The organism is Streptomyces sp. TAA486, from assembly GCF_000426165.1.
Genome location: NZ_AUEV01000008.1, coordinates 204,374 through 216,697, shown reverse-complemented (window position 1 = coordinate 216,697; position 12,324 = coordinate 204,374). Strand labels below are relative to the sequence as shown.

The 12,324-nt window shown below is 70.9% G+C and carries 9 protein-coding genes; 5 read left to right on the top strand and 4 right to left on the bottom strand.

The window, feature by feature from the left end; translation table 11 throughout:
- Nucleotides 1–138 precede the first annotated feature (138 nt).
- Nucleotides 139–1,104, top strand: a complete 966-nt coding sequence (locus I004_RS0113730; RefSeq protein WP_037976216.1) for an aldo/keto reductase — start codon at nucleotides 139–141, stop codon at nucleotides 1,102–1,104.
- 56 nt (nucleotides 1,105–1,160) lie between these two features.
- Here I004_RS0113730 and I004_RS0113725 read toward each other — a convergent pair whose 3' ends face one another.
- Nucleotides 1,161–2,462: a flavin monoamine oxidase family protein gene (locus I004_RS0113725; RefSeq protein ID WP_486579985.1), complete on the bottom strand. Its 1,302-nt coding sequence runs from the start codon at nucleotides 2,460–2,462 to the stop codon at nucleotides 1,161–1,163.
- Between the two features lie 468 nt (nucleotides 2,463–2,930).
- Between I004_RS0113725 and I004_RS39480 the strand changes: the two genes are divergently transcribed.
- Both I004_RS39480 and I004_RS0113715 read left to right on the top strand, forming a co-directional pair.
- Nucleotides 2,931–3,086, top strand: a complete 156-nt coding sequence (locus I004_RS39480) for a hypothetical protein (RefSeq protein WP_158677035.1) — start codon at nucleotides 2,931–2,933, stop codon at nucleotides 3,084–3,086.
- A 195-nt stretch (nucleotides 3,087–3,281) separates the two neighbouring features.
- Nucleotides 3,282–4,775 carry a UDP-N-acetylmuramoyl-L-alanyl-D-glutamate--2,6-diaminopimelate ligase gene (locus I004_RS0113715; RefSeq protein WP_028435969.1) on the top strand — a complete coding sequence of 498 codons (1,494 nt, stop codon included), beginning with the start codon at nucleotides 3,282–3,284 and terminating at the stop codon, nucleotides 4,773–4,775.
- Between the two features lie 101 nt (nucleotides 4,776–4,876).
- On the opposite strand, the gene I004_RS0113710 is transcribed toward I004_RS0113715, so the two are convergent.
- Nucleotides 4,877–6,247 carry a peptidase C39 family protein gene (locus I004_RS0113710; protein WP_028435968.1) on the bottom strand — a complete coding sequence of 457 codons (1,371 nt, stop codon included), beginning with the start codon at nucleotides 6,245–6,247 and terminating at the stop codon, nucleotides 4,877–4,879.
- Nucleotides 6,248–6,578: 331 nt separating this feature from the next.
- On the opposite strand from I004_RS0113710, the gene I004_RS33815 reads away from it, so the two are divergent.
- The gene (locus I004_RS33815) at nucleotides 6,579–7,145 is read left to right on the top strand and encodes a hypothetical protein (protein WP_078511191.1); all 567 of its coding nucleotides are present in this window, start codon (nucleotides 6,579–6,581) and stop codon (nucleotides 7,143–7,145) included.
- 508 nt (nucleotides 7,146–7,653) lie between these two features.
- On the top strand, nucleotides 7,654–9,711 hold the full coding sequence (locus tag I004_RS0113700) for an AAA family ATPase (RefSeq protein WP_028435967.1): 2,058 nt from the start codon (nucleotides 7,654–7,656) through the stop codon (nucleotides 9,709–9,711).
- On the opposite strand, the gene I004_RS0113695 is transcribed toward I004_RS0113700, so the two are convergent.
- On the bottom strand, nucleotides 9,632–10,879 hold the full coding sequence (locus I004_RS0113695; protein ID WP_028435966.1) for a hemolysin family protein: 1,248 nt from the start codon (nucleotides 10,877–10,879) through the stop codon (nucleotides 9,632–9,634). The two genes, I004_RS0113700 and I004_RS0113695, sit on opposite strands and share 80 nt — an antisense overlap.
- Nucleotides 10,876–12,261, bottom strand: a complete 1,386-nt coding sequence (locus I004_RS0113690) for a hemolysin family protein (protein WP_028435965.1) — start codon at nucleotides 12,259–12,261, stop codon at nucleotides 10,876–10,878. The genes I004_RS0113695 and I004_RS0113690 overlap by 4 nt, the downstream gene beginning before the upstream one ends.
- Nucleotides 12,262–12,324 lie beyond the last annotated feature (63 nt).

Genomic DNA, 12,324 nt, shown 5'->3' with positions numbered 1-12,324 from the left:
GTGCCCACTCTCCGCTCACAGTTGCGGCAGCTCCGGGACAGCGTCGGGCGACGGCGGCCGCGTCCAGAGGACCACAGCTTGAATTCGGGTACGGTGACGCCGCCCGGCCCGGACCAGCTCACCGGAGGATTGCCGACCGTGCCTTTCGACCTTCCCGCCGCCACCCCGGCCACCCGGATCGGGCTCGGCCTGGCCGCTCTCGGCCGTCCCGCCTACATCACCCTGGGACGGGAGTCGGATCTGCCCGCCGACCGGACGGTCGAGACGATGGAGAGCCGCTCCCACGAAGTCCTCGACGCGGCATACGCCCACGGGGTGCGGTACTTCGACGTGGCCCGCTCCTACGGCAGGTCGGAGGAATTCCTTGCCGAGTGGCTGCGGAGCCGGCCCCGGAGCGACGACGTCGTGATCGGCAGCAAGTGGGGCTACACGTACACCGGCGAGTGGCGCACGGACGCGAAGGTGCACGAGGTCAAGGACCACAGCCGGGCCACCTTCGAGCGGCAACTGGCCGAGACGCGGCATCTTCTCGGCAACCGCCTCGACCTGTACCAGGTCCACTCCGTGACGCCCGGCAGCCCCGTCCTCACCGATCGCGCGCTGCAGGACGAGCTCGCCGGTCTCGCCGCCGAGGGCGTCACCATCGGACTGTCCACGAGCGGGCCCGAACAGGCGGCCGCCATCCGCGCGGCGCTCTCGGTCGAGGCGGAGGGCGTCCCGCTCTTCTCCAGCGTCCAGGCCACGTACAACCTGCTGGAGCCCTCGGCCGGGCCCGCGCTCGCCGAGGCGCACGACGCGGGACGCACCGTGATCGTCAAGGAAGCCCTCGCCAACGGCCGTCTCGTGCAGGAGGCGGCGGACTCACCCCTCGGCCGTCTCGCGACGGAGAGCGACACCACCGCCGACGCCCTGGCCCTGGCCGCCGTCCTGCATCAGCCCTGGGCCGGCATCGTCCTCTCCGGCGCCGCCACGACGGGCCAGCTCGACGACAACACCTCGGCGTCCGACGCCCATCTGACGCCAGACGACGTGGAGGGGCTGTCGTCCATGGCGGAGACGGCGACAGCGTACTGGCAGCACAGGGCCACCCTGCCGTGGACGTAGTCGAGAAGAGCGGTCCCGGTCCTTCACCGGGCCGGTCCGCATGAGGCGTGGCCGCGTTACCCGCGCATGCCTCTGAGGGCCTTCGTGCAGCTGGCGAGTACCGCCTCGTCGGAGGCCCCGGCCAGACGATGGGCCGCTCTGCCCGCGTTGAAGCCCAGGAGCACGGGTTCGCCGAAGGCCTTCCAGCCGTTGACCCACCAGGACCACAGCCCCGGTTCCTCCTGGTCGAAGAACTCGATGACATCGACGTTCCGGTCCCAGAAGACATAGGGGAACTCCAGCCAGAGCTTGTCGAGCAAGCCGCTGCCGAGCGCTTCGACGGCCTGTGACTTCACCGGCGGCAGAGGCGGGTCGAACGCGAGCGTTCCAGCCTTGAGCACGCCGATCGGCACGGTGACCACGGCATGGTCGGCCCCGACCTCCGGACCGTTCCTCACCCTGACCGCGACTTCGGCGGAGTTGTGACGCACCGACGTCACGACGGCCCCCGTGCGGACGGGAAGTTCGCCGCGGACCTGGGCGATCAGACGGTCGTAGCCCTCCGGCAGCAGCAGATCGGGTCCGCGCAGCTCACGGCCCTCCCACTCCGCGCTCACGGCGAGCCGGTCGGGGTCGGCGGCGTACTCCTGGGTGTAGTGGACGTTGGCCGCGTACCGCAGGGCGGCGGAGGGCGACCGGGGAAGGATCGCCGAGACCGGAGTGGTGTCCGGCTCTTCCACGTCGTCGAGTCTCCTGCGGTGACGCCCGAGTTCGGCCACGGCCGCGGCATCGCGTCCGGTGACGCTGTCGTAGTCGAACTCGCGTCCACGGCCACCGCTCTGCCGCAGTACACGCGTCATCACGTTGCCCTGGGAGCCGTGTATCCAGGAGGCACCCATCTCGGCGGGGACGCCGCCGATCCGCCGGGTCCGGACGCGGCCGCCGACACGGTCACGGGCCTCCAGGACGGTCACCTCGAAGCCCTCGTCCGCCAGTTCGCGGGCGCAGCCCAGGCCTGCGAAGCCCGCACCGATCACCACAACGCGCCGCCCAGCACGGTCGCTGCGGATGATCTCCGCGGCGGCACGCCTTCCGCTCTCCAGCGCGCCGTGGGCGGTGGCCGGAGCCTCGGACGAGCAGGCCTCCCCCGCGAAGTGGAGACGTCCGTTCAGGGGTGCGGCGAGCAGTATCCGCGCCTTCGGGCCGAGACCGCTCGGGGCGAGGAAGGAGTACGAGCCCCGGGCGAACGGGTCCCTCGACCAGGACGTGCGGAGAAAGGACACGGGCTCGGGAACGCCACGTCCCGCCGCCCGATGGGGCCCGCGACTCCGGCCGCTTCCGGCGATCCCTCCGGCCGCCGCCGAGATGCCGGCCGTCACCACGCTCCTTCGTCCCGGACCGACACGTGAGTCATTCACCGAGCGCACACGCCTGTCGGGGGTGAGTTCCCACGACCGGGGTGGGACAAAGGTCTTCCCTGTCCGTGTGGCGCCATGTCCCGCCCGCACCCACCGAGTTCGTCAGCACTGGTGTCCCCCACCCCGTTCGTCTCACCGGATCAACTGAGCCGATGCTGCCCCACGTTGGTCGATCCCGTCCGTCGCTGCGGCGGATCTCACACGCGCCCGCACGCGGCTGATCAGGTCCAGGGCCAGGTCCTGTGCGGCCGCTGTCCGGCCGCGCGGATCCCCGGCGCCGGACCAGCCGCGCGGGTGGCGCCAAGTGCCGCCGCCCGCGCGGGAATCCGGGTCCGAGGACGAGCCGACCCGTGAGGGGGCACCCTCCCGGGGGCCGCCAGGTCCCGCTGTCGGTCCGGCTGTTCGGGATCAGGCCTGTACACTCACCGTATGGACTGCGTACGCACGGTGAGGAAGCGCCTCGCACAGGACCCTCACTCGCTGCGCACGACCCTCGCCGCCAGTGTCACCGTCGCGCCGACCCCGGCCGACGGCAACGCCGAGCCGCGCAGGAACGGCTGCAGGGCGCTGCACGGCCACGGCTAGCGCCCAGCACCGGCTTACGGCTCCGGAGCCCGTCCGAAAGCGCTCCACTCACCCGCGTCTTCATCCCTCTCTCCACCGCGTGCGCGCCCATCCGCGTCCGCCTCCATCCGCGCGCGCATCACTCGACACCGGTTTGTCGACCACTGCCGCCTGCCGGCGACCAAGCCGCGCTGCCCAGACCCTCGAAGGGGCCCCGTGAAGCTGAACGAACTGCTGTCCGGACATGACCACCAGGTGCTTCAGGGCGATCCGTCGACGGAGATCACCGCGGGTGTGCACTTCGAGGCGCAACGGGTCGCACCGGGGGCGCTGTTCATCGCGGTGCCCCAGCATCTGGAAGGTGGCCCGGAGCTCACGGACACGGCCGTCGCACGCGGCGCGGCGGCGCTGCTCGTTCAAGCCGGCGCGGCACGGGGCGACGCGGCCACGCAGCAGGACACCCTCGCCGGCCCTGACGTCTGCGTCGTCCGCGTGCCCGATGCCCGTACCGCAGCGGCCCTCGTCACCTCGCGCTATCACGGCGAGCCCGGCCGCGAGATGGACATGGTGGCGGTCACCGGCACCAACGGTAAGACGTCCGTGTCGTACATGATCGAGTCCCTGCTGCGAATCGCCGGAGACACCAAAGCGGGCGTCATCGGCACGTCGGGCAGCCGGATCGGCGACGAGCTGATCCCGATGCCGCGCTCGGTCCTCACCACTCCGGAATCGCCGGACTTCCAGTACCTGCTGGGCCGCATGCGCGACCGGGGCGTCAAGAGCGTCGTGCTGGAGGCGACGTCGATGGGCCTGCTGACGCACCGCGTCGACCATGCGTTCCTCGACATCGGGGTCTTCACCAACCTGACCCAGGACCACCTGGACGACCACGGCACGATGGAGAACTACCGCGACGCCAAGATGCGCCTCTTCCAAGGACTTTGCCGTCACGCCGTCGTCAATGCCGACGATCAGGTGGGCGCAACGATCCCCGCGATGATGCCGGGCTCCGTGACGACGTACGGCCTCGACGCCGATGCCGACTACCGGGCATCCGATCTGGTCATGGACGCCTTCGGTACCCGATTCACCCTGCACCACGACGGCCGGAAATACCCGGCGGCGGTTCCCGTCCCGGGCCGCTTCTCGGTCGCCAACGCGCTGGCGGCCGTGGCCGCCTGCCATGCACTGGGTCACGAACTCGAAGGACTCGTCGGCGCTCTCGACCGGATGCCGGCCGTCCCCGGCCGGTTCGAACGGTACGAGACGCCGCGAGGCACGTCCGTGATCGTGGACTACGCCCACTCCCCGGACGCGCTACGCAAAGTCCTCAGTACCATCCGGGACTTCGCGCCCGCCGACGTGATCACCGTCTTCGGCTGCGGCGGCGACAGGGACATCACCAAGCGTGCGGAGATGGGCGCGATCGCCGGCACCTACTCCGACCTCTGCGTCCTCACCTCCGACAACCCCCGCAACGAGGACCCGGACGCGATCCTCGACCAGATCGTCCCGGGCGTCGCCGGGACCGGCACCCCGTTCGACCGGTTCGCCGACCGGCGGGAGGCGATCTCCCACGCCTTGTCCGTAGCGGGTCGCGACGACATCGTCCTCGTCGCGGGAAGAGGCAGCGAGACTGTTCAGGCCGTGCGCGGACGGCTGCTCCCGTTCAGCGACATGGCAACGGTGCGCGAGCTGGCCGGCGTCTGAGAGATCCCGGCGGACAGTGGCAATTCCTTGACTCCGAAGACACACGAAGGGCCCCTCCCGAACACTGGAACTCAAGCGCCGGGAGGGGCCCTTCGTGCGTGTCAGCGCACGCCGAGAGACTTCAAAACCTGCCTCTGACCTGCGGAAAGCTCCGTCGGGAAGTAGAGGTAACACACGCCGCCCGTACCGGACTTGACCTTGCCGTCCGCGTCCTTGCGCTTGGTGCGCAGCCAGATGTTCTCCCACTGCCTGCGCTTGTAGACGTGACGCACGGCGTCGTTGTCGTCGGAGGCCGGATCGTTGGCGATGATGTCGCCGTCCTGCGTGAAGCCGATGACGGTCATCAGATGTCCGGCCGTGCCGTAACCCGCGCCGTCCAGCTCCGACTCGATGAAGGATTGCGAGGTGATGACGGGAATCCCCGCCGCCACCAGCCTCTCCACGTCGGTGAGGCTCCCCAGCCGGGTGACCACCGACTCCATGTCGCGGTAGGTCGCCGCGTAGGCCGCGTTGAAGGGCCAGTTGCCGCAACCCTCGTACTGGTAGTCGAAGGTGTGGCGCGCCGCGTGGCACACCTGCGGGTCGGCGAAGGTCGGGTCGACCCACTCCAGGTCCTTCTTGGACGGCGTGCGGCCCCAGTATTCGAGGATCATCGTCGACGAGGTCGGGCTGCACCAGGCTTCACCGCCGTTGTCGTACTCGGGGTACTGGCCTTTGTGCACCTCCTGCGAGAAGCGCGGCACCTTCAGCTCGATACCCCGGCCGGGCCCGGGCTTGGACGCCGGGACCTCGAAGCGGTCGGGAACGTCCGAACTCATCGCGCTCAGCCGCCACACGGCCGGCTTCGCTCCGCTGGCCAGTGCCCGGTAGAGCGTGACGCGCAGCTTGTAGGCGATCAGACGCAGGTCGCTGTCGAGGTCGTCGATGGCGAAAGTGTCCGTCCACACGCTGGACTTGCCGTCGCTCTGGTCGTCGACGGAAGTGCGCCGCGGTACGTCCTTGCCGTCGCCGGAGGTCCAGATCCCCATGGTGTACCAGGGCGTCTTCGTGCCGTCCGAGTAGCGGCCCTCGAGTTCGACGCGCAGCCAGGTGCCCTTCGGCGTGTGCGCGTTCCACGAGGCGATGACTTCACCCGCGGTCACTCCGGCCGACTGCAGCGGCGAGGTCCAGGTGGCGTACTCCCAAGTGGCGCTCTCGCCGGTGTGCGGGTCCTTGTACTTGGCGGTGCCCTGCGGGGTCTCGAAGACGACGGCGGGGCGGCCACGCCCGACCACACGCGTGCCCTCGGCCTTGCCCGCCTCCCAGTCGCGCTTGGTGTTCCAGCTGTGCAGCGAGATCTTCGACTTTTCGGCTGCCGCTCGGCCGGGCCTGCCGGCCAGCCCTGCCGCCGAGGCGGGCGGGGCGGTTGCCATGGCCGCCGCGGCGACGGCGGCGGCGAGTACGGTACGGCGCGTGGTGGGTCTGCTGTTCATGGCCATAGATCCCTCAACCTCGGTTCCCATGCGGCAGGTGCGCGTCAGAGTGCCACTATCCCCGCTCCGGCGCCCACCGGGCCACCGCTCCGGCTGCGACGCACGCACCAATATTGGAGTGGACCAATGGCGATGACGACGCGGTGGCACATCACCGGCGTGACCGTAGGCTGGCCGGGTGTCCAGGCCCGACCGTTCCCCCGGCGCTTCGGAGTACTCGGTTCCTTCCATACCCGGCGCTCGCTTCCCTGTCGCGCCGCACAGCGCTTCTGATTCGTCTTCTGCCGGCGGGACGCCCGGCGCGGACGGGTCTCTCACCACGTTCGCCGCTCTGCTCCGGGATCTGCCCCCGTCGTGCGGGACGGTGCGCCTGGTCGGCGTGGACGGCCACGCGGGTTCGGGCAAGACGACCTTCGCCGGACGGCTCTCCGCCGCCCTCGGCGGGGCCTCCGTACTGCATCTGGACGATCTGGCCAGTCACGACGCCTTCTTCGACTGGACCGGACGTCTCACCGAACAGGTGCTCACGCCCTTCTCGCAGGGCCGCACGGCGCACTACGCGGCGTACGACTGGACGCGGGCCGCCTTCCCCGACGGCGCGGACGCGTGGACACCGCTGCCGCCCGAGCCGGTGATCCTCGTCGAGGGCGTCGGGGCGGGCCGTCGCTCCCTGCGTCCGCATCTGGCCTGTCTGATGTGGATGGACATGGCGCCGCAGGACGCGTGGCGCCGCGGCCGGAAGCGGGACGGCGAGGCGCTGGCGGAATTCTGGGAGGCGTGGATGCGCAGCGAGAACGCGCATTTCACGGAGGACCCCTCGTATTCGTCTGCGAATTACTTGGTGCGTCAGGGAGAGCTGGGATTCGAGGTGCGGGAGGGACCTGCGGGAGGCCGCTGACAGTCCCAACTCCTCACGCTCGGTGACCCGTTGGGGGTTTCCAGCCGCTCCTTCAGTTACCGGCCACCGGGGCCGCTTGACCCGGGAGCCTCACAGGAATTACTTTTCCAACAGGCGGTCTGTACAGGTCGCCTGCAGACGCGAAGCCCCCGGTTGTTCCCCCGTGATCGGGGGCTTCGTTCTGTCTTCTTCCGCTCTCACCGCATCCCGTGTGGCCCGGCACGGTTCACCGTATGTGACCGAACCTGCCCGCACCGATATCTCCCACGGGCTCCTTCCGTACCGCGTGCACCACCCTTCGGCCGGGACGATCGCGCAGGTACGATGCGTAGGGAAGCTGGACATCGGGCAAACCAGGGTCAACGAGCCTCAAGTCCCGCCAGGAGTACGGACGTTCGTCCCACACCTCATCCGGCTGCCAGGCGCCGGGGCCCGGGGTGCAGGGCCCCCCGGTGATGGAGCGGGCGGGCCGTCGGCGGATGACGGGGGACGTTTCGTGGGGGACGCGATGGATTACGGCACGCAGGGTGGCCCGCATCTGCACACCCCTGCCGACCTTGCCTGGCTGCGGGGCGTGGACGCCTACACCGTGGGTCAGTACGCCCAGGCCGAGGAGGAGTTCCACACGGCGGTGCGACTCGATCCCGGCATGGCCGACGGCTGGCTGGGCCTGCACGCGCTGCGCGCGGACACGGCGACGGCCCTGCTGCGCATGTACCACAACCGCAACCGCTTCGGTGAGCAGCGCACACGTCACGCCCGCAACCTCAACTCCTGGTACTGGCTGGGCTGGTGGGTGCAGCCGGTGCTGGAGAGCGAGCGCGATCTGCTGCTTGCGCACGCGTCGCACTGGCTGGACGGGCGGCACGTCGCGGAACTCGACAGGGCGCTCGCGGACTGCCCTCCCGTGGAGACCGATCCGCAGGTGCGGTTCCTGCACGCCTGCCGGGCGTACCTCGCCAAGGACTGGGAGCGCCTCGTCGCGCACACCGAACCTCTCGTCGACGACTCCCTGCTGGGCATAGAGGCGGGCCTCTTCGCGGGGATGGCGCGGGTGCGCCTGGAGATGTACGGGCAGGCGGAGCCGTTGCTGGCCGCCGCCCTGATGCGCTGCCGCAGTGAGCAGCCGCAGCGCAAGGAGCTGCGCTACTGGCTCGCGCGCGCCCGCGAGGGCACCGGGCGCAGCGCCGCTGCCCTGCCGCTGTACCGCGCGGTGCACCGCATCGACCCGGCCTTCATGGACACCGCCGCGCGTCTGACCACCATCGCCGAGGGCGACGGCCTCGCAGACACCGGCGACCTGGCCGCGGCCGTCACTCTCGCGGGCACCGACAGCGGCGGCCGGGTGGGACCGGACGGCCTGGAGGGCATGGACGCCACTTGCGATCCCGGGATGGACCCGGCCGAGGCCGCCGAAGCGTCCGCCGCGGACACCGGTCGCGGTGGCGGCGTCCCGGCCGGCGCCGGCCGGGACGGGCTGGGAGGGCCCGGCGTGCCGGACCCGGCGGAGAGCGCCGACCCGGACATCGACCCCGGCGCGGACGCGCTGCGCCTGGAGGATTCGGGAGATCCGGCGGAGCCGGTGCGGGTCGACTCGGACGCCGTACGGGACCGGATGGTGCCGCATACCGCCGGCGACGCGGCCGACCGTGTACTGACCGGCCCCTCCGACCCGGTGCTGCTCGCGCAGGCGCTGGACGAGCTGGAGCGGATGGTCGGCCTGGAGCCGGTCAAGCGGCAGGTCCGCGCGCTGTCGGCCCAGCTGCACATGGCCCGGCTGCGCGCGGCCCAGGGTCTGCCGGTGCAGCCGCCGAAGCGGCACTTCGTCTTCTCGGGCCCCTCCGGCACGGGCAAGACAACAGTGGCACGCATACTCGGCCGCGCGTTCTACGCGCTGGGACTCTTGGGCGGCGACCATCTCGTGGAGGCCCAACGGGCCGATCTCGTGGGCGAGTTCCTCGGCCAGACGGCCGTGAAGGCGAACGAGCTCATCGACTCGGCCATGGGCGGTGTGCTCTTCGTCGACGAGGCGTACGCCCTGTCCAACTCCGGCTACAGCAAGGGCGATGCGTACGGCGACGAGGCGCTGCAGGTGCTGCTGAAGCGCGCCGAGGACAACCGGGACCAATTGGTGGTGATCCTCGCCGGCTACCGGGAGGGCATGGACAGGCTGCTGGCCACCAACCCGGGCCTCTCCTCACGCTTCACGACGCGCGTCGACTTCCCCAGCTACCGTCCGCTGGAGCTGACTGCGATCGGCGAGGTGCTGGCCGCCGAGAACGGCGACGTGTGGGATGAGGAGAGCCTGGAGGAGATGCGCAGCATCAGCGGCCACGTCGTCGACCAGGGATGGGTCGACGAACTGGGCAACGGCCGCTTCCTGCGCACCCTGTACGAGAAGAGCTGCGCCTACCGGGATCTGCGCCTCTCCACCTACCCCGGCATCCCCACACGGGACGATCTGTCCACGCTGCGGCTGCCGGACCTCATGCAGGCGTACGGTGAGGTGCTCTCCGGGCGGGGCCCGGACGGCCCCCGTCCCGACCCGCCGCCTCCCCTGTCCTGACGGACTGCTCCTCCCCCGCGGCCTCTCCGGCCGCCTCACGCGCATCGGGCGAGGCCGGTGAACCGGCAGGGCCCGCACCATTGGCGCCCGTGGAGCCGGAAGGCCCGCCGCCGCTGCGCTGTTGCGGCGGGACGCCCGCCGATTCGTGCGCCGGGTCGTGGACTTCGCCGACGAGCATCTCCAGCACGTCCTCCAGCGCCGCCAGGCCGAGCACCCGTCCCGAGGCGTCGGCGACGGCTGCGAGATGCGAGGCGGCGCTTCGCATCGCTGCCAGCGCGTCGTCCAGGGGCAGTTCGGCACGGAGCGTCGTCATGGAACGCCAGAGGTGCTGCGGTACGGCGCGGTCGTCCTCGGTCAGGTCGAGTATGTCCTTCACATGCAGATAGCCCATGAAGGCGCCGTCGGGAGCGCAGATCGGGAAGCGTGAATACCCCGTGCGCACGGTGAGTTCCTCGACCTCCCGGGGTGTGACACCGGGGCCCACCGTCACCAGGGAACCGCTGGTGAGGAGCACGTCCGTCACCAGCCGGGAGCCGAGTTCGAGGGCGTCGGAGAGGCGCTCGTGCTCCTCGTGGTCCAGCAGCCCCGCCTGGCGGGAGTCCGCGAGGAGGTCGGCGAGCTGCTCGCTGGTGAAGGCCGACTCGACCTCGTCCTTGGGCTCGACGCGGAAGAGACGCAGGACGACCTTGGAACAGCTGCCGAGCCCGGCCGTCACCGGCCGCGACAGCCGGGCGAAGGCCACGAGCGCGGGGCTCAGCCACAGGGCGGTGCGTTCCGGTGCCGCCATGGCGAGGTTCTTTGGCACCATCTCGCCGATGACGAGGTGGCAGGCGACGACGACTGCCAGCGCCACGACGTAGCCCACGGGGTGGACCAGCGCCTCCGGAAGCCGTACCGCGTCGAAGAGGGGCTCCAGCAGGTGGGCGATGGTCGGTTCGGCGACGGCGCCGAGCGTCAGCGAGCACACGGTGATGCCGAACTGCGCCGCGGCCATCATCTGCGGCAGGTTCTCCAGGCCGCTCAGCACGCGGCGGGCGCGGGCCGATCCGGCCGCCGCGAGCGGTTCGATCTGGCTGCGGCGCACCGAGACCAGCGCGAACTCGGCGCCGACGAAGAAGCCGTTGGCGAGCACCAGCAGGGCCGCGAAGAGAAGTTGGAGGGCGCTCACAGCGTGCTCCTCTCGGCATACACGGCCCGCGGGCGCGGCGCGCTGCTCCGCCCGTTCTCATCGGTCCGAACGATGCGGACGCGCTCAGCGCGGTGGTGGTCGACGAGACGCACCCGCAGCTGCCAGCCCGGTGTTCCGGGGCCGCCGGGAAGGTGCGCGGTGTCGCCGGGCGCCGGAATCCGGCCCAGGCGGTCGGCGACGAGACCCGCGACGGTCTCGTACGGCCCCTCGGGTGCGTCGAGGCCGATGCGCCGCAGCAGGTCGACGCGGCAGCCTCCGTCGGCGTCCCAGGCGGGACGCCCTTCGGGGTCCGGTGCTGCGGGGGCGAGCGCGGGCAGATCGTCGCGGTCGTGCTCGTCCCGCACCTCGCCGACCAACTCCTCGACGATGTCCTCCAGCGTGACGACACCCGCCGTGCCGCCGTACTCGTCGACGACGACCGCGATGGGTGCCTCGTTGCGGAGCCTTTCCAGCAGCGGCTGTACGGGCAGCGTCTCCGGGACGAGCAGGGCCGGGGCGGTGATGTCGTCGATGGGGGTCCGCAGCCGGTCCTGGGCGGGAACGGCGAGCGCGTCCTTGAGGTGGGCGGTACCGGTGATCTCGTCGAGGCGTTCGCGGCAGACGGGGAAGCGGGAGAGGCCCGTGGCGCGGGTCAGATTGACGACGTCCTCGGCGGTGGCGCCGCTCTGCAGCGCGCTGACCCGCACCCGCGGAGTCATCACGTGCTGCGCAGTCAGGCCGGCCAGCGAGAGTGTCCGAACGAAGAGGTCCGCGGTGTCCTGCTCGATGGCTCCGGCACGAGCCGAGTGCCGTGCGAGGGAGATCAGTTCGCCCGGCGTGCGGGCCGACGCCAGCTCCTCCGCGGGCTCGACGCCGAACGCCCGCACGATGCGGTTCGCGAGGGCGTTCAGCAGCGTGATCACGGGACGGAAGGCCCCGGAGAAGAGGCGCTGCGGGCCCGCGACGAAGCGGGCGACGGCCAGCGGCCGGGAGACGGCCCAGTTCTTGGGGACGAGTTCGCCGATGACCATCTGCACGGCCGAGGCGACGAACATGCCTATCGTGACGGCGGTGCCGGCCACGGCTCCCTCGGGCAGGCCCGTCGCGGTCAGCGGGCCGTTCAGCAGATGCGCGAGCGCGGGCTCGCAGAGCATGCCGACGACCAGGGAGGTGAGTGTGATGCCGAGCTGTGTGCCGGAGAGCTGGAAGGAGAGTTCACGCAGGGCCGCGATGACGGCACGCGCCCGGCGGTCGCCCTGGGCGGCGGCCCGTTCGGCCTCGGGCCGCTCGACGGTGACGAGACCGAACTCGGCCGCGACGAAGAAGCCGTTGGCGAGGATCAGAACGAAGGCGGCGGCGAGGAGTGCGAGCGAAAGGGTCATGCTGTGTCTCCCCTGAGGTGGCTGGGGGACACAGCGCTGGTACTACAGGGCGATCCGTCCATC

Excerpts from the sequence above, each read along its gene's own strand:
- I004_RS0113710 (WP_028435968.1), bottom strand. The coding sequence starts at position 6,247 with ATGAACAGCAGACCCACCACGCGCCGTACCGTACTCGCCGCCGCCGTC.
- I004_RS39480 (WP_158677035.1), top strand. The coding sequence starts at position 2,931 with ATGGACTGCGTACGCACGGTGAGGAAGCGCCTCGCACAGGACCCTCAC.
- I004_RS0113690 (WP_028435965.1), bottom strand. The coding sequence starts at position 12,261 with ATGACCCTTTCGCTCGCACTCCTCGCCGCCGCCTTCGTTCTGATCCTC.
- I004_RS0113700 (WP_028435967.1), top strand. The coding sequence starts at position 7,654 with ATGGATTACGGCACGCAGGGTGGCCCGCATCTGCACACCCCTGCCGAC.